General features: G+C 51.5%; 17 protein-coding genes, 1 other RNA gene and 1 pseudogene. 10 read left to right on the top strand and 9 right to left on the bottom strand.

The features are described from left to right. Positions 1-333: 333 nt before the first annotated feature. From AC0QH1_RS22315 to ssrA, 3 genes are all read left to right on the top strand, one after another. The gene (locus tag AC0QH1_RS22315; RefSeq protein WP_324633542.1) at positions 334-8,196 is read left to right on the top strand and encodes a translocation/assembly module TamB domain-containing protein; all 7,863 of its coding nucleotides are present in this window, start codon (positions 334-336) and stop codon (positions 8,194-8,196) included. Further along, on the top strand, positions 8,174-8,314 hold the full coding sequence (locus AC0QH1_RS22310; RefSeq protein ID WP_324633550.1) for a hypothetical protein: 141 nt from the start codon (positions 8,174-8,176) through the stop codon (positions 8,312-8,314). The genes AC0QH1_RS22315 and AC0QH1_RS22310 overlap by 23 nt, the downstream gene beginning before the upstream one ends. 163 nt (positions 8,315-8,477) lie before the next feature. Then, positions 8,478-8,868, top strand: a transfer-messenger RNA (tmRNA) gene (gene ssrA, locus AC0QH1_RS22305). 94 nt (positions 8,869-8,962) lie between these two features. Here ssrA and AC0QH1_RS22300 read toward each other — a convergent pair. The 7 genes from AC0QH1_RS22300 to AC0QH1_RS22270 all read right to left on the bottom strand — a co-directional run bounded on the left by AC0QH1_RS22300 (position 8,963) and on the right by AC0QH1_RS22270 (position 18,807). Beyond that, complete coding sequence (locus tag AC0QH1_RS22300; RefSeq protein ID WP_324633549.1) at positions 8,963-9,817, bottom strand: carbohydrate ABC transporter permease; 855 nt, start codon at positions 9,815-9,817, stop codon at positions 8,963-8,965. 133 nt (positions 9,818-9,950) lie between these two features. After that, a complete protein-coding gene (locus tag AC0QH1_RS22295) occupies positions 9,951-11,606 on the bottom strand; it encodes a hybrid sensor histidine kinase/response regulator (protein ID WP_324633541.1) in 1,656 nt (551 codons plus the stop codon). A 402-nt stretch (positions 11,607-12,008) separates the two neighbouring features. Further along, positions 12,009-13,112, bottom strand: a complete 1,104-nt coding sequence (locus AC0QH1_RS22290; RefSeq protein WP_324633540.1) for a hybrid sensor histidine kinase/response regulator — start codon at positions 13,110-13,112, stop codon at positions 12,009-12,011. Continuing rightward, a complete protein-coding gene (locus AC0QH1_RS22285) occupies positions 13,090-13,812 on the bottom strand; it encodes an ATP-binding response regulator (protein WP_324633539.1) in 723 nt (240 codons plus the stop codon). Before AC0QH1_RS22285 ends, AC0QH1_RS22290 begins: the two co-directional genes overlap by 23 nt. 217 nt (positions 13,813-14,029) lie before the next feature. After that, positions 14,030-15,826, bottom strand: coding sequence for an EAL domain-containing response regulator (locus AC0QH1_RS22280; protein WP_324633538.1), 1,797 nt, complete (start codon positions 15,824-15,826; stop codon positions 14,030-14,032). A 194-nt stretch (positions 15,827-16,020) separates the two neighbouring features. Then, positions 16,021-16,743, bottom strand: a complete 723-nt coding sequence (locus tag AC0QH1_RS22275; RefSeq protein ID WP_324633537.1) for an ATP-binding response regulator — start codon at positions 16,741-16,743, stop codon at positions 16,021-16,023. Between the two features lie 327 nt (positions 16,744-17,070). Further along, complete coding sequence (locus tag AC0QH1_RS22270) at positions 17,071-18,807, bottom strand: putative bifunctional diguanylate cyclase/phosphodiesterase (RefSeq protein WP_324633536.1); 1,737 nt, start codon at positions 18,805-18,807, stop codon at positions 17,071-17,073. A gap of 374 nt (positions 18,808-19,181) precedes the next feature. Here AC0QH1_RS22270 and petN point away from each other — a divergent pair, with 374 nt between their 5' ends. Together petN and AC0QH1_RS22260 are read left to right on the top strand one after the other, a co-directional pair. Beyond that, positions 19,182-19,271 carry a cytochrome b6-f complex subunit PetN gene (gene petN / locus AC0QH1_RS22265; protein ID WP_324633534.1) on the top strand — a complete coding sequence of 30 codons (90 nt, stop codon included), beginning with the start codon at positions 19,182-19,184 and terminating at the stop codon, positions 19,269-19,271. Between the two features lie 136 nt (positions 19,272-19,407). After that, positions 19,408-20,008, top strand: a pseudogene (locus AC0QH1_RS22260) (DJ-1/PfpI family protein). Positions 20,009-20,123: 115 nt separating this feature from the next. Here AC0QH1_RS22260 and AC0QH1_RS22255 read toward each other — a convergent pair. Continuing rightward, positions 20,124-20,357 (bottom strand): hypothetical protein, encoded by a 234-nt coding sequence (locus AC0QH1_RS22255; RefSeq protein WP_324633533.1) that lies wholly within the window; start codon positions 20,355-20,357, stop codon positions 20,124-20,126. A 224-nt stretch (positions 20,358-20,581) separates the two neighbouring features. On the opposite strand from AC0QH1_RS22255, the gene AC0QH1_RS22250 reads away from it, so the two are divergent. From AC0QH1_RS22250 to AC0QH1_RS22230, 5 genes are all read left to right on the top strand, one after another. Beyond that, the gene (locus AC0QH1_RS22250; protein ID WP_324633532.1) at positions 20,582-21,022 is read left to right on the top strand and encodes a dTDP-4-dehydrorhamnose 3,5-epimerase; all 441 of its coding nucleotides are present in this window, start codon (positions 20,582-20,584) and stop codon (positions 21,020-21,022) included. A gap of 2 nt (positions 21,023-21,024) precedes the next feature. Next, complete coding sequence (locus AC0QH1_RS22245; protein WP_324633531.1) at positions 21,025-21,246, top strand: DUF167 domain-containing protein; 222 nt, start codon at positions 21,025-21,027, stop codon at positions 21,244-21,246. Between the two features lie 272 nt (positions 21,247-21,518). Continuing rightward, a complete protein-coding gene (locus tag AC0QH1_RS22240) occupies positions 21,519-22,334 on the top strand; it encodes an ABC transporter permease (protein ID WP_442957355.1) in 816 nt (271 codons plus the stop codon). Between the two features lie 212 nt (positions 22,335-22,546). Next, on the top strand, positions 22,547-23,311 hold the full coding sequence (locus AC0QH1_RS22235; protein ID WP_324633530.1) for a hypothetical protein: 765 nt from the start codon (positions 22,547-22,549) through the stop codon (positions 23,309-23,311). A 19-nt stretch (positions 23,312-23,330) separates the two neighbouring features. Continuing rightward, positions 23,331-24,530 carry a DNA cytosine methyltransferase gene (locus AC0QH1_RS22230; protein WP_324633529.1) on the top strand — a complete coding sequence of 400 codons (1,200 nt, stop codon included), beginning with the start codon at positions 23,331-23,333 and terminating at the stop codon, positions 24,528-24,530. Between the two features lie 74 nt (positions 24,531-24,604). Here the strand turns inward: AC0QH1_RS22230 and AC0QH1_RS22225 are convergent, their stop codons facing one another. Further along, positions 24,605-24,970 carry a phage holin family protein gene (locus AC0QH1_RS22225; RefSeq protein WP_324633547.1) on the bottom strand — a complete coding sequence of 122 codons (366 nt, stop codon included), beginning with the start codon at positions 24,968-24,970 and terminating at the stop codon, positions 24,605-24,607. Positions 24,971-25,027 lie beyond the last annotated feature (57 nt).

The raw sequence follows: 25,027 nt of genomic DNA, 5'->3' as shown, positions 1-25,027 counted from the left end.
GGCTTTAAGCCTTAGATTCCTTGCCCCGCTTACGTTTTCAGTATTTCAACTTCAACTTTGGCGGGAACGATTCGCACTAACTTCCCTTACTTTATGGCGAGAGACTTCTTCCAGACAAGTTCTCTACCCCCTTTTGCGATCGCTGCCAAATCGACATTCTACCCCAGGGAGTAGCGCTTCTGGGCACTTTCGACTACAGTAAAAGTCAACGATGGGGAATCAAACACTCTCTTGCCCGAGTCTCGATCGAGTTTAGAAGTCCACGGCGCGAGGCTCAAGTCCGACCGACCCCCTGCCCGTCGATAAATTCTGCCCTTTTGGTGTTCCGAGGAGATGAGCAACTCCCCAGATTCGCAAAATCAAACCGAGTCAACTGCAACCCAACCCCGGTGGGTCACGCTGTTAAAACGCACGAGTTTCACCGTGGGCGGAATTCTATTGGTCGGCACCACGGCAGGCATTGCATACGGAATCTATTTTGTCAACAACGAACTGGCCCCGTTCGTCAGCACCCAACTGACCAAACTGGTGCAGCGCCCGGTAGACGTCGGCCCGGTAGAGCGCTTTTCTCTTACCGGACTCACCCTCGGCACCACCGAAGTGCCCCCCACCCCCACGGATCCCGATCGCGCCACCATCCCCACCATCGAAGTCAACTTCGACCTGTGGCAACTGATTCGCACCCGCACCCTCAGCCTCGACATCACCGCGATCGACCCCAATATCTACCTGGAACAAAACAGCGACGGCGCTTGGGTAGACACCCAACTCGCCACTGACGAAGACAGCGAACCCGGTCCGATTTCCATCGAACTCGACACCATCGACTTCATCAACGGCGAACTGGTTCTGGTTGCCAACCCGCAACTGCTCGCGCAACGACTCGGACGCGAAACCCTCCTCCCGCCCAACCCGGTCACCATCCAAGACCTAGACGGGAGTGCGGAATTTCTCGACAATCAAACCCGGGTTGCCTTTGACGTCAGCGGCGATTCCACCCCCAACGGCACCCTCGACATCAGTGGCGAAGTCGCCTTTGAAACCCTAGATACCCAGCTCCAGATCCGGGGACAAAATCTTTACGCCCCGGACATCCTGACCTTAATCCCCAACTTACCCATCCGCGCGTTCGATGGCTCCCTGAATGCCAACTTAGGCATCACGCTGCAAGAAGCCGAGGTGCTGCAATGGCAGGGAACTGCGGGCTTTAATTCCCTAAACGCCCAACTGGCCGGTTTGCCCAAAAAACTCTACAACGCCAGGGGTCGCCTGCGATTTTCCGGCTTAACCGTGGGTCTCGAAGATGCCAGGGCGCTCTACGGGCAAATTCCCGGTACCGCTGCGGGAGTCATCGATACGGCGGGGGAAGGAGAATACAACCTCAACATCGACATCCAACCGGTAAAAGCGGAGAACTTTATCGAAACCCTGGACTTGCCCGCCCCAGTGCCGATTACCGGGGTTTTGGCGGGGGAGATGAACGTCAGCGGACCGCTGCAAGCGCCGGTGGTATTTGCCAGCATCAGCAACCGGGAAACCGCCCAAGTGGATAAAATCGAATTCGAGACGGTTCGCGCCAGTGTGGCGATCGACGTTGGGGAAGAACAGGTGCGACTGACGGAATTTTTCGCCGAACCGGTGGTGGGGGGAGAAATCAGCGGCGGCGGAACCGTGCCCTTGCAGCCGACGGAGGCTCTGGATTTGACCTTTCAGGCCACCTCGATTCCCGGGAATGCGATCGCGGACAATTACCTAGAAGACCCCCTCCCCCTAGCGATCGGGCCGGTATTTGCCACTGCCCGCATCACCGGGTCCCCAGACGAGGCCACCACCCTGGTGGAATGGCAAGCCCTGCAAGGCACCTACCCGGCCCGGGGGGAAATTATCGCCGTGGGCGAAACCATCCTGATACCCAATACCCGCATCCAAGTCGCCGGGGGCGTCATCGCTGCCAACGGAACCCTGCGGGACGAACGATGGCGGGCTACGGTTACGGCGCAGGGTCTGCGGGCCGATCGCCTCGCCCTGCCGGCACAACCGCCGCCCATCGAAGCTGAGGGCATCCTGGACGCCCGCTTCAGCGCCTCCGGCACTCTAGATTTCAGCGTCGAAACCCTCGAAGCGATGGGTCGCGCCACCCTGACCACCACCGACGGGGGCAACCTGAGCGCCAACGCCCGTTTAAACAACGCTCAACTACAGGCCACGGTTCGCGGTGACGAGATTGCCCTAGCCAACCTGGTTCCCACCTCAGCCGCACCAGTGGCCCTGCCCGAGGTAGAAGCAAACCTCACCGCCGATATCGACTCCCTCGAACCCGATCGCCTGCGCGCCACTGCCACCGCCCGAGTGCGGGTACCCGGGGCAGTGGCGATCGCTACGGGTCGCTTAAATCGCGGGCAGTTTTCCCTCACCGCCACTACGGAAGGCGTTCCCCTCGACCCTTGGCTGACCGAACCCTTACCCGTCCCCGTCCGCATTGCCGATGCGCGCGTCACCCTGTCGGGCAATCTAGATGCCTTGCAGCCGGAAGCTCTGAATGCCACTAGCCAAATTCAGCTCAACGTGGCGGGCAATCCGTTGAATGCGCGGGTGCAGTTGCGTCGGGGGCAGTTGGTGGGTTCCGTCACCGCCAATACCGTGCCCCTGGACCCCTTCGTGCCGGCGGATTTCCCGGTTCCGGTGCAATTAGCCCGGGGTCGAGTGAACTTTGCCGGGGATATCGCCCAGTTAGATCCGAGGCAGATGTTTGCCACCACGAACTTGCAGTTACGGGTAGCGGATGCCCCGGTGGGGGTGGAGGGTCGGTTGGTGAACGGGCAGTTCCAAGCGGTGGTGAATGCGAATGGGGTACCGCTGGATCCGCTGCTGGCGGCAGACTTGCCCGTGCAGGTGGGGTTAGTCCGAGGGGAAGCGCGCTTGAGTGGGAATATCGACTCGTTGGAGCCTGAGGGGATTAATGCGATCGCCCAATTGCAGTTCTCGGTCGCAGATGCCGCCATCCGCGCCAATGCCACTGTGCGACGGGGCAATCTGGACGCTACCCTGAGTGCCAACAGCCTGCAGCTCGATCGCTTCGCCCCGGATTTACTCCCCACACCGGTGCGGGTGGATCGCTCGCGCGTCAATCTGGAAGGGGATTTGGCTTCCCTATCCCTCGCGACCCTGAATGCCTCCACCCAATTGCGCCTCACCCTGGCCAACGGTCGCGCGTTTGCCGATGGTAGCCTGAGAAACGGCAACTTTCAAGCCAGCGTCAGAGCGTCGGAAGTGCTGGTCAATGCCCTGACCCGGCGGGCGTTGCCGTTGCGCACGGAAATCGATTCCGGCAATGTCACGGTTTCGGGCACCTTGGCGGCTCTGGATCCGGCCACTTTCGACCCAGACAATCTTAACGCCACCGCGCGGCTGGATTTGAATGTGGCGGATACTGCAGCGCGAGCGAATGCCAGTTTGCGACGGGGGAATTTTCAAGCGACCCTGAGCACCGAGGAGGCGATCGCCAATCGGTTTGCTCCGGATTTGCCTGCCCCGGTGGAAATTGGGCGATCGCGGGTGACGGTGCGGGGGAATATTGACGCTTTGGATATCTTCGGCGTGGATGCCACGGCGCTGGTGCAGCTTCAGGTTGCCGATGGGCGGGTGCGCGGTCGGGGAACCCTGGAGGACGGACGTTTGGCGGCGGTGGTGAATGCTGCCGATTTGCAACTCGCTCAATTCCTGCCCGACTTGAATGCGCCTCTGGAGTTAGAGCGTGCCGCTATCACATTAGATAGCACTCTAGATAATGTGCTAAATTTCCAACCCTCCGCGATTAATGCGGATACGGAATTGGTGCTGCAATCCGGCGAGGGTCGCTTGTTTGCCCAGGGCAACTTACGCAATGGGGCGCTGCAGGCTAGGGGAACGGTGGCGGATATCGGGGTGAATCGATTTGCCCAGTTGCCGTTCCCGGTGGAGCTGTTGCAGGGGCAGTTTGCGGTGTCGGGGACGGTGCCGAATTTAGACCCGAGAGGGCTGAATGCGGAGGTGGAATTGGGGTTAGCGGTGGCCAATGCTGATGCGGTGGCCAGTGCCCGGTTGAATAATGGGGAGTTTGTGGCCACGGTAACGACCCAGGAGGTGCGAGAGAGTGATTTTGGGGAAAATTTACCCAGTACCCTGGAAATTGGCGAGGCGCGGGTGACGGTGACGGGGAACGTTCGGGAGTTCGAGCCAGGTGCGATCGATGCGCGGCTCTTGGGGCAGTTGCAGCTCGCCGGCGGCAGTGTCAGCGCTCGTGGGGCGGTGAGCGAGGGAAATTTGCGGGCATTTGTGGATGCGCGGGAGATTCAGGTGAATCAATTTGCCCCAGACTTGCCAGTGCCGGTGCAGGTGGCTACTGGGGAAGCCACGGTGCGGGGCAATCTGTCCGAGTTGGAACTCTCTACCCTGGATGCGACGACTAGAGTCGAGTTGTTGGTGGATTCTTCGTCGGTGTTCGGCAGCGGGTCTCTGGATGATGGGGCGTTTCAGGCCACCCTGTTGGCGGACGAGCTGACGGTAATCTCACAAAGGGAAAATCCGCTCCGGGTTTCTGGCGCTCGGGTGAATCTGGCGGGAAGTCTCACATCAGCGAATATCGAGGATATATATGCCGAAGCTGACGTGCAATTGGGGCTGGCTGGAGGCGAAATTCGCGGGGACGGCACGTTAAATAATGGCGACTTGAGAGCGTTTGTATATGCGTCCGGATTGGATGGGAATCAACTGGCTGCGGATTTGCCGGTGCAGGTGGAGTTAGCCGATGCGGAAGCAGTGGTGGCGGGAGATATCGCGAATCTCTCTCCCCAGGGGTTGGATGCCAGGGGAGAGGCGCGATTGCAGGTGGCGGGCGCGCCGGTGACGACGGATTTCGGGTGGAATGATGGGGCGTGGCAAGCCACGGTTCGCACGTCAAACTTGCCCCTCAATCCCTTGGTGCCGGCTTTGTCGGAACCTCTGGCACTCTCCGAAGGCACGGTGCGGGTTTCGGGCACGGCGGAATCGTTTGCCCTGGCGGAGGTGAGAGCGGGGGGTGAGGCTCGGTTGATTTTGGCGGATCCGGATCCGGAATCGGCTTTGTCGCCGTTTGCCTCGAGTATATCGCCCTTGCGGACGGCTTTTCGCTGGAATGGGGATAATTTGCAGGTCACGCAGCTCGATGCGCCGGGGTTGAATGCCAGCGGCACGGTGTTTGTGGATGTGAGGGGGGAACAAGCGCCGCAGGTGAGGGGATTTAATTTCGATGTGGCGCTAGATGAGTTTAATTTGGCGGGGTTGCCGTTACCGGTGGAGAATTTGCCGCAAGTTGCCGCTAGGGAGGGGGATGAGGTGCCGCCACCGCCGTATTTGGCGGGTGCGGTATCCTTTGCGGGGCAAGTGCGCGGGACCGCGACGCCGGATCCGGATTCGCCTTTGCCGTTTGCAGTGACGGCGACCGGGGAGATGCGGTTGGCGGATTTGCAGGTGGCGACGTTGGATTTTGAGCCGCTGATAAGTGGTCCGGTGCGGGTGAATACGGCACAAGGGGTGGAGATTGATTTGCGGGGGGATATGGATGCGATCGCGGTGACATTGGACGATCGCTTTTTCCCGGAATCGTTCTTGCTGCGACGGGGGGATACTTTGGCCCGAGGGACGGTGGAGAACCAAGTGCTGCGTTTTGTGGTGGAGGAGTTCCCGTTGGGAATTGCCAATCTGGCGTTTGACTTGCCCCCCGGACCGGTGGGGGGTGCGATTTACAGCAGTGGGGAGTACGATTTGGCCCGGAATGCAGGACGAGCAAACATTGCGGTGGCCGGTCCGAGGGTGGGGTATATTGACGCCGAGCGCTTTGTGGCAGAAGTGGCCTACGATGAGGGCCTGGTGGTGGTGGATGAGGCGCTGTTGCGTTTGGGCGAAAGTGAGTATCGGTTGGCAGCGCGCGCCGTGTTGGCGGAAAATCCCAGCTTTGAAGGGCAAATTGAGGTGGTGGAAGGTCGGGTCCAGGATGTGTTGCAGGCACTACAGTTATTTACTGTGGAAGACGCGCAGCGGGGGTTGACGCCACCGGATTATGCGGGGTCGGAGCAGTTGGATTTGATTTCGGTGGGATTGCCCGGGGAACGCTTGCTGACGCAGTTACGGCGGTTGTCGGAAATCGCGACCTTGGTGCAGCAGCAGGCGGCGATCGCTCGCCAACCGGGGGTGCCGGAGATTATTAAGGTGCGCGGCGAGTTTGATGGGGAGATTACTTTTGCCGGTACGGCGCAAACCGGAGTGGAGGCGAATTTTGATATTGTTAGCGATGGCTTGCAGTGGTTTACGCAACGCCCCTATCAGGCGGTGGTGGGCGATCGCGTGGTATTGCGCGAGGGGCGGGTTGTTGATATTGAGGAGGCGATCGTCCGTGGCAGTTTTGCCAATGGGGTGGTGACGTTGCTCCCTGCGCGAATTCGCACGGAGGAGAGTTTGATTTCGTTTAGCGGTGCGATCGGGGGAGAAAATCAGTCGGGACAATTGCGGGTGGAAAATTTGGCGGTGGATTTGATTCGCAATTTTGTGGAATTGCCGGATAATTTTGATGTGGAAGGGTTGGTGAATTTACGGGCGACTCTGGCGGGAAGTGTGGAAAATCCCCAGTCGCGCGGAGAAGTTTGGTTGGATAATGGCACGGTGAATGGGGAGGAGATTCCCGGATTGCGCGGGGCGTTTAGTTACGATCGCTCTCGGTTGAATTTTAGCAGTATCGCACCGGAGGATTTGCGGGTGAGTGCCAGCGTGCCTCTTCCGCCGACGCCGGGGAATGATGAGTTTAGTTTGAGCGTGGATATCGAGGATGATGGGTTGAGTTTGATTGATGTGGCCACCGGACAGCAGGTGGAATGGGTGGAGGGTAGCGCAACGGTGGAGTTTCAGGCGCAGGGGCGGTTGGATCCGGAGGCAGGGGTCATTGAGGATTTGGTCGCCACGGGAAGTGCGGCGATCGCTAATGCGACAATTGACGCCCAGGCACTCCCGGAACCGCTGACAAATGTCACGGGGACGGCGCAGTTTGAGCGCGATCGGATCGTGGTGGAGGGCATCCGGGGCGAGTTTCGTGAAGGTGAGGTATTGGCGCAAGGAGTGTTGCCGATCGATACCCCCACATCCCAGGTGGAGAATCCGCTAACTGTGCGCTTGGATGAGTTAAGGCTGAATTTAAAAGGGTTATATGAAGGCGGTGTGGACGGGCAGATCGCGATTACCGGCACGGCCCTAGAACCGGATTTGGGTGGCGAAATTCTGCTGTCTGATGGCACCGTGTTGCTGCCCAGCGACCCCTCCGGTCAAGCAGCGGCAAATGGAGCACCTGGGGCAGGGGATGAGGAGCAATTCGGGGTGGAGTATGACGGTTTGCGGGTGGTTCTCGGAGAGGATTTGAAGATTAGCAGTCCGCCCTTGTTGCAGTTTGTGGCCAGTGGGGATTTAACGATTAATGGGTTTATCGACGATCCGCGCCCGCAAGGAACGATTCGTTTGGATCGCGGATTGGTGAATTTGTTTACCACTCAGTTCCGATTGGCTCGAGATGCGGAAAATGTGGCGGTGTTTACGGGGACGTTGAATCCATATTTGGACGTGCGATTGGTGGCAAACGTGCCGGAAGTGCGAAATACTAATTTGGTCTCGGTGGCGTCCCAGAGTGAGGTGAATGACCCCATCGAGACCACGATCGGCGATGGGGAAACGATTCGGGTGATTGCTTCGGTGGAAGGAAGGGCCTCTCAGTTGGAGCAAAATCTGGAGCTGAGCAGTTCCCCGGCGCGCAGCGAACAGGAAATTGTGGCGCTGATTGGTGGTGGGTTTGTCAATACGTTTGGTCAGGGAAATACTACCTTGGCACTGGCGAATATTGCCGGGAATACTCTGCTGTTGGATGTGCAAAATTCGATCGCCAATGCTCTGGGGTTAAGCGAATTTCGTCTCGGGCCTGCGATCGTCGATCGCGGCAGTTTCGAGCAGTTGGCTTTAGAGGTGAAAGCTGGGGTCGATATTACTTCTAATTTCTCGGTTTCTGTGGAACGAGTTCTGGTGGATGAAAGACCCACGGATTTTAGTGTCCGCTATCGGATTAATGATGAGGTGATTCTGCGCGGCGCTACGGATTTTGATGACAACCACCGCGCTTTGTTTGAGTACCAATTGCGCTTTTAATATCAAGTTCGCCGGAATCGATGAAAAAATTAGTCCGATTTTAGGAGGCGGAAACCGAGGTGCGGGGGTGGCGGGGAGAGTGACAGCGACGCCTCGCGCGATCGCCAATTCACTTTAACCCACTTCAACAATTGCTCGCTTGGATCCGATACTGAAATAATCCACTGTCAGTGCTTGGGGTGCGATCGCAATCCCATTGGGTCAAACTTCCGGGAAAACTCTACTTGAAAATTACGGCTTCCCGGCGGTTGTCAATCGCGATTCGCGGCATCATAGTCAGTGGGCCTGAAATGGTTTCGACGGTTTTGTGAAAGCGACATCGTGACCCAGGCCGAGAGCGAGTCTTCTCTCGTAAATCTCAGACTCAAAACCAAAGTAACTGCGAACAACATCGTTCCTTTCGCTCGTCAGACACTCACCGTTACTGTCTAAAACTCTCTCACAGATTCGAGCGGTCTGCAATTTGACTCCGTTAAGAATTGCGGACAAAACCCCAACGGATGCTCTAGCACGAGTTTTCCGATGTAGTGCTAGCTAAGCGTTCATTCGGAATTCCCTCATCCGGGACAAAGGATGAATTCTCACTCATGGGATTAAATGAGCTAAGCTTGTGAACGAGCGATCGGCGAATAGCAAAATCGGACAGGAGTTCGACTCTCCTCAGATCCATTTTTCTTTCACATCTGTCAAAACTGCCAGTGGTTTCCCCCACTGGCAGTTTTTGCTGTGGACAATTGGTTAAATATCCATCCCGTGGCTTTCATCCTCAACTTTTAACGCTCAGTCGGACAATCGACAAGGATAAAATAATGACAAACAACACCATGCCAATGCTACAAGCATAGCCAATTTCTAACTCTTGGAATGCTTTTTCATATAAATAATAAACAATTGTTTTAGAACTATTCAGCGGCCCGCCTTGGGTCATCACGTACACTTCTTCAAACACTTTCGTTGCCGCAATGGACGAAATCACCGCCACGAGGAGCAAATACGGACGCATCAAAGGCACTGTAATATCCCAATGCTTGCGAATGCCATCGGAACCGTCGAGTTCTGCTGCTTCATACAGCTCTGGACTAATCGATTGCAACCCCGCTAAATAAATCATCATGTAATATCCCAATCCTTTCCACACCGTAACGGTCATTACGCTAAATAAGGCAAGGTCGGGACTGGTTAACCAGCCAATTCCCTCTCCTTCACTGACTAAACCAATTCCTCGTAGCAGTTGATTGAATAGTCCATTGTCGGCATAAAGCCATTTCCACGCAATTCCCGCTACCACCATCGAAATCACCACTGGGGTGTAAAACGCGGCTCTAAACGCACTAATGCCGCGCAATTTTTGGTTGACTAAAATAGCGAGTCCAAGGGGTAAAACCACCAACAAGGGAACTACAAAAACCAGATAAACTAAGGTGTTGCGAAGCGTTTCCCAAAACAGGCGATCGCTCAACAAACGCCGCAGGTTGGCCAGTCCCACCCAGGTCGGCGGTTGGGTAAGGTCGTATTCATATTGCGTGAAACTCAGGTAAAAAGCTTGTAATGCAGGCCAAAATACCGTGAAAGTTAGGATTATCCCGGCGGGAAGTAAAAATAAATAAGGCGTGTAGTTCATTTTCGAGAAGGGGCGATCGCCCAAAAATTTTCGTACCCCAATGATTTTTTCTCGCCCGGTTTTCATTATCGATTCAAAGGAGATTTTTTTCATAACATCAGATGGTATTGGTCATTGGTCATTAACAACCCGCTTAATCGCCTTGGTAGACATCGATGGGCAGTTTGACGGTAACGGTGGTACCGATACCGAGTTCGCTTTCGAGTTCCACTTGTCCGCCGTGTAGTTGAACGCATTTTTGTACGATTGCCAATCCCAGACCGGTGCCGCGAATGGTGCCCACATTGGTAGCGCGTTGGAAAGACTCGAACAGGTGTTGCGTCTCTACTTTAGGAATGCCAATGCCCGGGTCTTGAATGCGGAAAATTGCCAGGAGAGACGGGGCATTTTGCGTGTTTACCAATGGGGTATTCGAGGGATGACAGGTGAGTTCTAGCTTGATTTCGCCGCCGTCGGGGGAATATTTAATGGCATTAGAAAGGAGGTTTTTGAGGATTTGGCGCAGTAATTTCGGATCGAGAATGACCTCGATCGCCTGGCGATCGCAGATCCACTGAATGTGATGGCGATCGCTCTTGGTGCTGTTCATTTCTTCGATGAGCTGGGTGCAAAATCCCACTAACTCCACCGGGGTGGGGTTAAACCTCAGTTTTCCGCTTTGCGCCTCACCGACCAACATGATATCTTCCACCAAAGCGGTCATGTATTCTATAGCGGTTTCTATCCGATTAAAATGAGTTTGCTTTTTTTCCTCCTGCCATCCATCGCCGTAAACTTGGAGTAATTCGCTGGATGATAAAATCACGCTCATCGGGGTGCGAAATTCATGGGAAATGGTGGTAATCAAGCGGCTTTTTAATTCGCTCAGTTCCTTTTCCAGTTCTAAAGAGCGGCGGATTTCGGCTTCAGCTAAGGAGCGTTCTTTGATTTCAGTTTCCAGGCGGATTCTTTCTTTTTCTAGGGCTTCGGTTTGCTGGCGGGCACTGATATCGCGAAAGACATAAACCGCGCCAATAATTTTATTATTTTCGTCATTAATCGGGGCTACAGTATCGTCAATGGGAATTTGACGTCCGTCTTTAGCAATCAGTAGGCGATCGCAACTGGCTGTCCACCCGCGATCGACCGGTGAAGGCTCGTCAATATTTTCGAGGGAGATTTCGTTGCCTTCTGCTAGCTGCAAATTGTGTTTACCGGGCGCTTCTGGGTAAGGAAGATGAGCTGAGGGATTGACAATGCAAAAGACTTCTGAAACATCTTTTCCCAGAGCTTGCGATCGCCTCCAGCCGGTAATCGATTCGGCAACGGGATTAATAAAACGGATAATTCCGCCAGCGTCAGTGGCAATAACCGCCTCGCCAATGGAGTGCAAAGTGGTAGCAAACCATTGCTGACTTTGTTTTAATTCTTGTTCGAGTTGATGGCGATAAATGGCCATCTCGATAGTAGTTTTAAGATAGTTGGCTTCTAAAGGTTTAACTAAATAGCCGAAAGGAGTGGTCAGCTTAGCGCGCTGTAAGGTTTCTTCATCACTAGATTCTGTTAAATAAACCACCGGAATATTGAAGCGATCGCGGATTTGTTTGGCAGCACTGACCCCATTTATTGTTCCGGATAAATTCAGATCGATCAACACCACATCGAGTTGACGATCTTTTGCTGCTGCAATTGCCGCTTCTCCGGAGGTGACAGCGATCGGCACTTGATATCCCAAGTTTTCTAACATTTTTTGAAGTTCGAGCGCCTGGATCTGCTCATCTTCAACCACTAAAATTTGTTGATTGGCCACGATCCGTACTTCCTGCGTTTAAATGACTACGATGGGGAACAGCTCATCAGACAAAGAACCAAAAAAAGGATCGGGAATGAATTGCTGCGAGCAATCCTGTAGTTGCACTCAGAGATGTTTTGAGCTGCGATCGCCATCTTGTTCCAAAGGGTCGCCGGGGGAGGTTAATCAAGGGAGTGAAGCTACAGGTTAAGGCGTCGGGGGCGATCGCCGGTTTGGAGATCCCCCTTGTAAAGCGGGTGCGGGAGACGCGAACCACCCAGAGCAAGCGATCGAGAGGGGGGTATAACAATTGAGAACTCAGAACCCAGGAATTGAGAAAGTTTTTAGGTTTTAACGGTGGATTTTGTGGATTGTTTCAACTTTCCCCTGGTATCTTTGTCCACTTGCCCCCTCATCGGTTTAATCCGCTTGGTAAATAGGCAGCACCACAAACACGGTGGTTTCTTCTTCGGGAATGCTTTCGATGGTGAGTTTGCCGCTGTATAATTCGGCAAGACGTTTGCCGATCGCGATCCCGAGTCCGGATCCTTGTTGTTCGTAGATTTTGCGCTCGAATTGCATATATGCCCCGTGATTGGCGATTTGTTCGCGAGTCATGCCCCGCCCTTTGTCCATCACCGTCAGGGTATAAGAATGGGTGCCGCTGGTGCTACCGCAAACGGCGATCGGGGTTCCGCTTTCAGAATACTTGCATGCATTATCCACTAATTCTTCCACAATTTTGTGCAGGTGAATCTCGGAAATTGCCAAAGTCGCCTCTTCCAGGTCCAGTTGTAGGTCACTTTCGCGCTTTGCTTGTTGTGCTTTCCGTTGCGCGCTAGCGGAAATGGTGCTGCGGGCGGAACTCATTGCATCTTGACGCAGAACGTCCATCCGTTGCGGTTGATGAGCGGCGAGTTCGAGTTCGGCATAGAGCAAATAATTTTGAATCAGTCGATTTAACCGTTTTGCCGAAGACTGGATATCCAGTAACATGGTTTGGATTTCTGGTTTTTCCAGGTCTTCAAACTCATCGAACAGCAGTTGAGAATAGCCCAGGATGCCATTGAGCGGCGTTCGCAATTCATGGGGGAGAGCGTGAGCGATGTTACTGCTTAACTCTTCGAGTTTTTTTTGCGTATTTTTTTCGCTGACTTCTTGTTTTTGGATGCGAGTAGCGATCGCGGCAAGCAGTTCTTCCCGGCTAAACGGCTTGGTTAGATAATCATCTGCCCCGAGTTCCATGCCTTTGCGGGTGTCGGATTTATCTGCTTTAGCGGTGAGAAAAATAAACGGAATCGTTGCGGTTTGTGGATTTTTTCGCAATTCGGTCAAGACGCCATAGCCATCGATTTCGGGCATCATTACATCGCAGACGATTAAATCGGGCACTTCTTCGGTTGCCACTTGAATCCCCTGGTGACCGTTTTCGGCTGCGATCGCATCAAAGTCTTCCGCGTCCAACAGGTCTACTAGGTTTTCTCGAACTGCTGTTTCGTCTTCAATTACTAGAATTTTCTTCATTGTTTTTCCGGTTAATTAAATTTAGTTTACGCAACAACCTTGCATTTTCTGGGGAGAGAAAGTTTTGCAGGTTAGACACTTGATTGAGTAGGGCAATTTCTCTGGCGCATTCTTGTTGCAAAACCTGCAAGTATCGCTCTCGCGCTTCCCCTTCTGGTGAGTTTTTGAGCATGTGAATCGCCATGTTAATATTGGAAAGGGGATCGCGCAACTCCTGAGAGAGTTTTTGCAATAAGTCCTCTTTGGTGTCGAGAATCTGCCGCAATTCCTGCATTTGTTTTTGCAGCGCCTGGGTTCTGCGTTGCTCGGTTTGGTATTCTTGTAACATGGCGGCATGCTTTTCCAGTCTAATGGCGATCGCGGCGACCAGTTCATCTCGGGTAAAGGGTTTGGTCAGATAATCATCTGCACCCAGTTCCATTCCCAGACGCAGATCGCTTCGGTCTGCTTTCGCCGTTAGAAAAATAAAGGGTATTTTAGCAGTATTCGGATCTTCGCGCAACTCTATGAGTACGCTGTAACCATCCATCTGCGGCATCATTATGTCACAAATGATTAGATTTGGCTGTTCTTTTTTTGCCAAATCTACCCCGACTCGACCATTCGGCGCGCCGATCGCTGCAAACTCCTCTGCTATCAGCATTTCTACCAGATTGTAGCGAACAGATTTTTCATCTTCGATGACAAGAATCTTTGTCATGGTTAACCGTCCTTTAATGACGCCTGTAAAGTGATTTGGCGGGCAACTCGCGCCGTTTTTGCTAGCCGAGGCGATCGCGATCGCGATCGCCCGTTTGAACAATTACTTCCCGGTTTTCGAGCGTTTGCGGCTAAATTGAGAGCCTCCTTCCTTGCTTTTCACAGCACAATTCACAGCAGTGCTTTGCCAGGGCGATCGCGATCGCGGCGAGGTTCCACTATCTCGATTGTACGGGAATCACCGCCATGCGATCGCCGTTGGCCAGCATGGCTTCAAATTCCGCCGCACTCACGGGACGGCTAAACAAATACCCTTGCATTTTGTCGCAATTTTTCTCGCACAAGTAAGCCAGTTCTGGTTCGGTTTCCACTCCCTCTGCTATCACTTTCAAATTTAAACAATGCGCCATTTGGATAATCGCATTCGTCAGCGCCGTATTGGTAGAATTTCTCGGAATATTTTGCACGAAGCAGCGGTCAATCTTTAACGTATCAAATGGAAATTGCTGCAAGTAACTTAACGAAGAATATCCCGTGCCAAAATCATCCAGACTAATCGAAAATCCCAAGGCTTTTAATTTTTTCAATTTCTCTATTGTTTCTGCCACATTTTGCACCAATATGGTTTCCGTTAGTTCTAATTCCAGCCACCTTGGATCTAAGTCAATTTCTCGGACAATTCGCGCCAAGTTTTGGCTGAAATCCGGTAAATTGAACTGTCGTAAGGAAAGGTTTACAGCAATTCGCACCGATGGCAACCCAGCGCTTTGCCAGCGTCGGACTTGTTCGCAGGCAGTTCGTAACACCAATTCCCCTAGGGGCATAATTAAGCCAGTTTCCTCAGCTAAAGGAATAAATTTTCCCGGAGAAATGAGTCCTTTTTCCGGATGCTGCCAACGAACCAACGCTTCTGCACTGACAATTTTGCCGGTTTCTAAAGACACCACCGGTTGATAGTACACCACAAATTCAGAGCGTTCTAACCCATAGCGCAGATTCGCTTCCAAAATCAGATCTTCGAGTTGGGAGGTTTCGATCTCGCGGGTGTAAAACTGATATTGATTGCCGCCGAGTTGCTTGGCATGGGACATGGCAACATTGGCATTTTTCATCAACGGATCGATGCCATCGCCATCCTGGGGATAACGACTAATGCCGATGCTGGCAGTGAGAAAGATTTCGTGACCATCTAGGCGAAAGGGTTGCGCGATGGTCTCGAGGAGAGTTTGGGCGAGCGGTAAGGAGGAATTTTCCGGGGACAAAGGGCGATCGCTCTGGGTTGGCTTCGGGGTTGCCGAACCGAGAATAATCCCAAATCGATCGGCATTCAATCGCGCTACTATATCGGTTTCTCCCAAGCACTGGAGTAACCGTTCTGCCACTTGTTGCAACAGGCGATCGGCGTCCCCTGGACCCACGGTTTTATTGATCCGACTAAATCGGTCTAACCCAATCACCAAAATCGGAATTGTCTGATTTTTAGCTGCCGCGCGATCGCGAATCTGATAAAATTGCTCTCGCAGCAACAGTTGATTCGGAAGTTGAGTCAGTCCATCATAATGAATCGCTGTATTGAGCTGCGCTTCCACCTGTTGCAAAGAGGCCATTAAGCGGTTTTTTTCCCGCGCATATCCCCCATACATGGCGGCATGTTTTGCCAGTCTGGCTTCAATGGCTCCCAGCAATTCTTTCCGCCGAAACGGTTTGGTTAAATAATCATCCGCGCCTTGGTTCATCCCTTCGCGAATGTCGGTTTTTTCCCCTTTTGCCGTGAGAAAAATAAACGGGATCGTTGCCGTTGCCGGATTATTTCGCACTGCACTCAGTACGCCATATCCATCCAGTTCTGGCATCATCACGTCGCACAGAATCAAATCGGGAACCTGTTGCTGGGCTAATTGCACTCCCAGGTGACCGTTTGGAGCGCCAATCGCCACAAAATCAACCGTGTCTAAAATCTCTAAAATGTTGTTTCGGACTAATTCTTCGTCTTCTATCACTAAAATTTTTTTCATATTCATTCCTCGTTCGAACGCTCGATATTTGCCATGCCTTCGAGAACCTGGATTGACGGGAAGTGATTTAGGCGATTCGCAAAAAAATTATTTTGCTGCAATCTTCTCCTCGGTTTAGACGGTGTTCTCTCGATATTAGCATTTTATTTTCCTCGGATATCCTTTTCCCTATTCCCCAGCAAGCATTGCCAGGGTTACGGAGCCTTTGACCCATCTTTTCTCTGGCCGGTAATTAAATTAAACTGACGTAACAGTTTAAAATTCTCTACCGTCAGTAAATCCTGCAATTCCGACACTTGATTGATCAGATTAATCTCCCGATCGAATTCTTCCTGCAAAATCTCTAAATAGCGATCGCGCGAAACATCCGTGGGCGTGCTTTTTAGCATGTGAATGGCCAGATTAATCTTAGAAAGAGGATTTCGCAAGTCTTCGATCAGCTTTTTCAACAGTTCCTCTTTCGTATTATTCAATTGCTCGAGTTCGTGCATTTTGCTCTGTAGTCCCTCGGCGCGTTGGCGCTGGCTCTCGTACTGCTGCATAACGAGCGCTTTTTTCACCAACCGAGAGTCGATCGCTTCGAGCAGTTCTTTACGTCGAAACGGTTTAGTGATATAATCATCAGCTCCTAAATTCATTCCCTGACGTAAATCTGTTTGTTCGGCTTTTGCAGTAAGAAAAATAAACGGAATCGTCGCCGTCACCGATTCTTCGCGCAGTTTGGCCAAGACCTCGTGCCCGTCGAGTCCGGGCATCATAATGTCGCATAAAATCAAATCTGGCAAATGTTTCTTCGCCAGTTCTATGCCGATGGCACCATTTTCGGCTCCAATCCCTTGAAACCCTCCGCCTTCGAGGATTTCTAAAATATTGGTTAACACGGCTTGTTCGTCTTCAATGACCAAAATGGTTTTCATGGCGTTTGCTCCGGTTGACTAATAACAGGGTGAGGATAACCGCCCTTCTCAGACAAGACTTCTCTTTTTACTTTTTTTACTGTAATCTGTTCCCTGCTTTCGGGCGATCGCGAATGACCTCAACACTACAAATTTGGAGACCTCAAGGAGGTACATCCACCCTCGGATCTCAAGGCGATCGATGAGGGCCATTGGGGTCTGACACCACCGGAGGCCACCCCAACCTCCGGGGCAAGGGAAGCGACAAAAATTGCCAACATTGAATGATCTCTCCCGAACTCGCCGCACTCGCGGCGCAGCAAAAGCCCCAGTACCCTTGGGAGTGCATCACGGAATCGGCAAGCGCTTCCCACCATCCAATAACTTTTGAAACTCCTGAGCCGGTAAAGGTCTGCTATATAAATAGCCTTGCATGGCGTTACAGTGATGTTCGCACAGAAACTTCAGTTCGGTGTCGGTTTCTACCCCTTCGGCGATGGTTTGCAAATTTAGCGATCGCGCCATTTGCAAAATCGCTTCGGTCAAGGCCGCATTTTTCGGGTTGCTGCTTAATTCGCGCACGAAGCAGCGATCGATTTTCAACGTATCAAAGGGCAGTTTTTGCAAATAACTTAAGGACGAATATCCCGTGCCAAAATCGTCAATGGAGACCTGTATCCCCAACTCGCGGATTTCCTGAAACCGGGCAATGGTGGCATCGATGTTTTGCACCACCATCGTTTCGGTTAATTCTAATTCCAACCATTGCGCTTCGAGTTCGGTCTGCTCTAATATCTCGATTAAACGCTGTTTGAGCTGGGACTGGCTGAATTGCCGACCGCTGAGGTTTACTGCAATTCGCAGGGGATCGAAGCCGGTATCGCGCCACGCTTTGGCTTGCAAGCACGCGGTTTTTAGCACCCACTCTCCCAAGGGAATAATCAATCCGGTTTCTTCGGCGAGGGGAATAAATGACGCCGGGGAAATGATGCCGCGTTCGGGATGCTGCCAGCGCACTAAGGCTTCTGCACCAATAATCTGCCCGCTGCTCAAATTCACCTGGGGCTGATAGTACACCTCAAATTCTTCTCGTTCGATCGCATATCGCAAGTTGGTCTCGAGGGTGAGTCTTTCGGGAGCAGAAATCTGTAGCTGCGGTCTGTAAAATTCATATTGATTCCCGCCTTGCTCTCTGGCGGCAAACATGGCGGTTTCGGCATGGGCGATCGGGGTGTCGATCTCGGTGCCATCTCGAGGATACAGGCTAATGCCAATACTGGCACTGAGAAATATTTCTTGGCCGTTAATAATAAACGGGATGGATAAACTATTGAGTAGAATCTGGGGAATATTGGCAGCCGCGTCCTCTCTCTCCACCGGGTTCAAAATTAAGGCAAATTGATCCGCACTCAAGCGGGCGATAAAGTCTTCGCTACCGATGCAAGTGGCGAGTCGCGAGGCGATCGCCCGCAATAAGCGATCGCCGTTGCTCGGCCCTAAGCTTTCGTTGATTCGATTGAACCGATCGATGTCCACGCAAACAATCGGCACCAGTTTATCCCGATCCCCATTCCGGGCAAATTCCTCTGCGATCTGGTGCAATCGCGATCGCAATTGCCGCTGGTTCGGTAGTCCGGTGATTTCGTCGGTGTTGAGCAACTGGTTGAGCTGCGCTTCGAGTTCTTTGGTCCTTGAGCTATAGCGTTGCTCTACGGCGTTTTGTTTCTTCAACCGGGTGGCGATCGCACACAGCAGCTCGTCTCGACTAAATGGCTTGGTTAAATAATCATCTGCCCCTAACTCCATTCCTTGTCGCCAGTCGGTTCGACTGGCTTTGGCGGTGAGAAAAATAAACGGGATAATCGCCGTCACCGGATCCTTTCTCAATTCACTGAGGACGCCGTAGCCATCTAATTGCGGCATCATTACGTCGCATAAAATTAAATCGGGACTCTCTTCCCGGGCAAGCTGCACCCCATAACGGCCATTGTCTGCTTCAATCGCATCGAAATCCTCTGCATCGAGCAGTTCCATGATATTGGAGCGCACGGAGTCTTCGTCTTCAATCACTAAAATCTTTGTCATGGTCAATACGGTTTAGGGTACTGAGCGCAATAGCATCCATCCCGACGGGTAAAAAAAGTTGAAAGTGTTTGGTCAACCATCTACAATGCGGGCTAATGGAATGTCGATCGTTTCATGGGTAAGGGTTTTTACCTCTGGAGATGTTTCTATTTTGACAGGCTCTGTGGCAAAATCCTGGTTTCGGTTAAAACTGGCCTGTTGCTCTATGTTCCCCTACATCTGCCCTCTGTGACCAGTGCGATCGCTCCTCCAGAAGGTATCTGCTTCTCCCCGCCTTTCCCTCAATTGCCTCTGCTTGGGTGAACTGCGCGCCACTTTGACCTATCATTAAAAGTTGAAAATCGCTAGTTATCATTCACTCAAAGATCGCAACTATGGATATTCTCAGTGTGGGTTGGGCCGCTATTCTGGCTGTGTTCACTTTCTCGATTACGATGGTGGTTTGGGGTCGCAACGGTTTCTAAACCCTTTGCCGTTCGCCCAGGGACTCGTTCCCATCTCTACCACGGACAACTTTAAAATAGAGCAGGCTGACTTGCCCCCCGGTAAGTCAGCTTTGTTGTATCTGCAATGGCCTTACATTCATTCGGAGGGATAAATATGGCTGAAAAACTCATTCTAATGATAGTCGGGGATTTTGTGGAAGATTATGAGGTGATGGTTCCCTTCCAAGCCCTACAAATGGTGGGCCATACGGTGGATGCGGTCTGCCCCGACAAGAAGGCAGGGGATCTGGTTCGCACTGCGGTTCACGATTTTGAGGGCGACCAGACCTATAGCGAAAAACCGGGTCACAATTTTGCCCTGAATGCGACCTTCGATGCGGTGGATCCGGCGCGTTACGATGCTTTGGTTATCCCTGGCGGTCGCGCCCCGGAATACCTTCGCCTCAATCAAAAGGTCCTGGACATGACTCGCCATTTTGCTGATGCAAATAAGCCGATCGCGGCCATCTGTCACGGGTTGCAACTGTTGGCGGCGGCGGGAGTCCTCCAAGGCAAACGCTGCACGGCTTATCCGGCTTGCGGTCCGGAGGTCTCTCTGGCTGGGGGCGAGTATGTGGAAACGCCGGTCGATCGCGCGGTGGTGGATGGCAATCTGGTGACGGCCCCGGCTTGGCCGGCTCATCCGGCTTGGTTGGCTGAGTTTCTCTGCTGTTTTGGGCACGAAAATCGAACACCGGGAAATGGCTGAGGTTTAGCTGTCTTCCTCCCACCCTCTCCCCGGTTCTGTGCCGATTGGCTTTAACGTTCTACCCACGCCCTAGCTGACCCTGGGGCGGTTTTTTTGCGGCGGATTTTCCCGGGGGAATTGGCTCAAAACCAGTTCCACCAAGAGGCGAGCATTCTCCAAAAGCGATCGCCTACCAGGGCAGATAGTATGCCGCAACTCAATGCAAGAATCGCGATCGTCAACAGCGCACCGCCAATGGTCATCCCATCCCATACGAAAAATATGGCAATGAAGGTGCCTACTAGCCCCCCGACTCCAAACCGCACGCTAATCTGAAACCCGTCGGGGCGGCGTTTGGGATCCCTATTTTGGCTCATGGGACGTCATCCCTTGTTTTTTAAAAGAATGTGGCCGAGTTGATTTCTCCTGAACTTAGCATTTGCTGGCGGTTTTGCCTACTACTTTCTGAAGATTCTCGGCTAAATGCAGTCTCCTATACCATATTTTTGTCATTACGGTTATTAACTTTACAAAAGTTTAATAAAAATTTGTTAATAATAGATGATATAGCGCCACTTATCTGTGAAGAGGACTCTTAAATATGGCTTTAAATACGCAAATTGAAATCCGCCATCTGGAATCGATGACTTCGGGCACTACGGAGTTTTATACCCCGCACTCGAGTCACGAGACGATGTTAGTTCAGGTGCGATCGCGCGCCGTGGAAGATTTATTCGTGCATCGCTTTCAAACAGATCAACTGCTGGTGGTGCGCGGCAGTTTTGTGTTAGTAGTATTGCAGAATCGCCGATATCAGTACATTCCCCTAAGCGATCGCTGTGGCAAGGTGGTCACCATTCCTCCCGGCGTGGTTCACAGCGCGATTAATTTAAACGACGAACCTTGTTTGATGGTTAATGCGGTCCTGCGACAGGGTTCCCCCCACCCCAAGGATTATCGTCCCCTGAAACCCCCGATTCCTTACGATTTGACCGCCGCTCGTAGGGCATTGGATCGGCTTAATCTTACCGCGATCGGTTAATTATGCCCCTATTAAACGTTAAAGTTAAACCCAATTCCAAACAACAAAATATCTCCGAAGAACCCGATGGCACTCTGACAATCCGTCTCAAATCTCCCCCAGTGGATGGCAAGGCTAATGCCGAGTTAATTAAACTGTTGTCCAAACGCTTCAATGTGCCTAAATCTCAAATTACCATTAAGTCCGGTTTGTCCTCCAAAAACAAACTCATCGAATTGCCTTAATTCCACTGGCGTTGCTGGTGCGCTTTCACGGGTAGGCTGGGCAACGAGTTGCTTACCCTACAGCTCCGGCAAAGCAATTTGTGCATTGCATAATTCTCCTGCCTGACCCATCCGCTTCATTCATTATACCCGCTGCCCCTTTTTTTGTCAATCGGTTCCGGCAACAATTTTCCGCCGCAGATTGCAAATTCACAATACTATATTGGCCAAAAAATGATACATTACAAACCGCAAAGAAAAAAATAACCGAACCCTATTTTGAAACAGACATCGTGGAATCTTTAACCTCCCAATTCACCAACCCCACCGCCAACCCCTCGCCAATGTCCACCATTTGGCAAGATAGTCTCACCGTTTTATGGGGAGATTGGCTAGATTTGCGCGTGCGGATCGTGCAAGTTGCCGCATCGGGACTCGTATCGCCACTAATTTACATTCTCGCCTTTGGGTTGGGGTTGGGAAGCACCATTAGCCCCGCAATGGGTAACAGTTACTTAGAATTCATGCTCCCGGGAATGGTTGCTCTGTCTTCCATGACGATTAGTTTTGCCGGTACCGTCTTTTCCATTTGCGGCGAAAGACTGTTTACCAAAAACTTTGAAGAAATGCTACTGCTACCAATCCATCCCCTGGCATTGTACCTCGGTAAAATGATGGCCGGTATTTTGCGCGGGTTGATGACCTCCGGTTCGGTTTTGCTCGTGGCAATTGTATTTACCGGGAAAATTTGGAGCTTTCTCAACCCCTTATTCTTGCTGGTTTTGCTCTTCAATTGCGCCGTATTTTCCGGGTTGGGCGTGCTGGTTGGATTGAACGTCAAATCCCTGGAAAGTGTGGGAATTTACAATAATTTTATCATCGTTCCCATGTCATTTTTAGGGGCGACGTTCTTTGAGCCCGCACAGCTTCCGGCGGCGCTTAAAAGTCTGGTTTACTTACTTCCGCTCACCTATACCAGTATCGGTTTGCGTGCTGCTGCTTATCAGGGGTTAGAGAATTTTCCCTGGTACAGTATTGCGGTGTTACTCGGCGGCACCATTGTGCTTTCGATTCTCGGGGCGAAGAAGTTTGCCAACCAACAAGATTAGATTGGGTTGCAGAATGGTTTTCTTTCCCAGACGCAGGTCTGGGAATGTTTTTTCGCGCCACTGCTGCATTTTTCCCGGTGCAATGTTGAGGGCGATCGCCGATCGGGCATGTTCGCGAGGTGGAGGGATTCCCTGAGCTGTTAAATTGCTGTATATTGGAGAAAGCCTGCAAGCAGAGCAAATAAAGTGGGGTTTTTAGAGAAAAATGTAAAATGAGTCAGCAACAACTAAGTTACAGCAGCGTGGACATCTTTCTGGCGTGCCATAATGCGATCGCCCAAAAAGTTTTAATTCAGCGCGTAAGCCGGAAAGACAAAGAATTTCACTTTCAAAATTGGTTTGAGGAAAGGCTGAAAGAAGCGACCATTGACTACGAGCAACAAGGCCGCAATTCTTACCCGGATTTTACCCTAGTTGAAACGGCGGAAGGATATGAAGTTAAAGGTCTAGGTTTCCCTGGTCGAGAGGCAGATTACGATTGCAATAGTCAAGTGCCTATTGGCTATCATAACGGTAGAGTCATTTACTATGTCTTTGGAAGCTATTCTTCAGCAGCTACGGAGAATGAGTATCCAGTCATCGATTTGGTCATCTGTCATGGTGACTTTTTAAATGCCGATCGCGAGTACGTTCACAAAAATAAAAGTTTTACCGGTTTTGGCAGTTACGGCGACCTAAAAATTCGCGATCGCAAAATGTACATTGCGCCAACTCCTTACGGACTTGTTAGAGGAGCAGATCGCCAAATTACCCTAATTCTACCCGAGTATTATGGCCGCGATTCGAGGCTAGAAGTGGTGGGACAACTGACTCGTGTAGAAGCCGATCGCCTTGTTATCGGCTATTCCTTCGATTTGACCACCAACCAGCTAACTCCTCGTTACCAATCTAACCCTTCAGCAGGCCAGATTCATTCTTTTATCGCCTATAGAGCCAAGGGAATAGGTGGGCCGACTGTCGCTTTGAAAAATTCGTAAATCACAATTCAAATTATCCATGAATAATTCACCCAAATCATTATTGCCCAATCTTGCTTCCAATCCAGGCTATTCCGTTCTCAGTTTATTTTCCGGTGCTGGGGGACTGGATTTAGGATTTGAAGCAGAGGGATTTCAGCTTCGAGAAGCCATTGATATTAATCCGTGGTGCGTGAAAACCCTGCGGGAAAACCGTCCGCAATGGAAGATAATTTTAGATGACGTTCGGAGTTATTCTCCGCAACTCAAAGAAGCCCCGGATGTGCTATTAGCGGGAGTTCCTTGTCAGGGATTTTCCCTAGGCGGAAATCGTCAAGAAGCCGATCGCCGAAATCTGCTTTATAAAGAAGTGATTCGCATCGCCACGCTTTGCCAGCCTCGGGTGGTGTTAATTGAAAACGTGCTGAACTTGAGAACCATGCGATCGCCCGAGACCAATTTACCCTTTGCCGAGCAAATTGTCAAGGAACTCAACCAAATTGGCTATCGAGTTTTTTTCGATGTATTTAAGGTTTGTCATTACGGCGTCCCCCAAACCCGCAGGCGTTTTATTTTTATCGGATTTCGAGATAATCCACCGGCGGACTATCATTTACCGCAACCCGGGGCGATCGCCACAATTCGAGAATTTATCGACGATTTAGCGGGAGAAAGCCCCATCCAACTCCCCAATCACAATCCACAATGGGGATTTAACAGTAAAGTTCATGTAGAAACGGGAAATCCAGTTAATATAGAGGAAGAAGTGCTGCCCGTTCGCTTATCGAGAACCGCATCGGATGGGTACCCGATTCGCTCTTTCGATGCGCCTTTTCCGGCGGTGGATACGGCGACAATTTGGGGATGGGCGCAGGGAAATGTGGTGGCGCGACGCTCTCCGAAAAATAAAATGCCCGGTGATTCTGTCTGCAATTCTAACCCCAATATTTTGTTGTGGCGGATTGAAGCATCGCGAATTCGCGCCTTTACCCATCGAGAATATGCGCGATTGCAAACCTTCCCGGATGATTGGGTGTTTTGCGGGAGGAATAAGCGGGACATTCAACAGCAAATTGGCAATGCAGTGCCGATAAATTTTGCGCGGGTGTTGGCACAGAATGTGAAACAAGCTTTAACATCAATAGATGAAGGGGAGTGCTTTTCCTCTGAGAAAAAGAAGCGATCGCCCGAGACTTGCACCCAAAAAAGCCCGGAGTTCGTTCAACTATCCTTGTTTTGAGGGAAAATTAAGGCGATCGCTTCTGGCTAGCAACTCTTAAACCCTTCAAACTCCTGCGGTTACTCAACATTCCCTTACAGGTTGAGCGATGCTAACAGGTGAAACAAAATCGAGTTAACAATTCCGAGGGCGATCGCGCCGAGAACCGCACTGAGAATTCCCAAGCGCAAGCGAAACCCGGAAACTAACCAAGCTGCTAACCCAAAGATAATCGTGTTTAAAAGAACCGCCCACAATCCCAAGGTGATGGTATTGGTCAGTTTAAACAGAGTGATACCTTTGAGCAGCGGTAACAGAAATGCATTCAATAATCCAAAAACCGCAGCGGAAACCAGGGCTTTTGGGAACCCATCGATTTCCACGCCAATCGGAATTTTAGAAATCAAGAACAAGCTCACCGCCGTCACCAACCAGGTGATGACAATCTGAACGATATTCATCGGAATTGTCATAGAAGTCATTGATGTGCCTCCTGTGAATCTGTTAAAGTGTGGATC

The organism is Phormidium sp. CCY1219, assembly GCF_055795085.1.
Note: the sequence above shows the minus strand (reverse complement) of the source record. Positions and strands in the feature narration are given on the sequence as shown.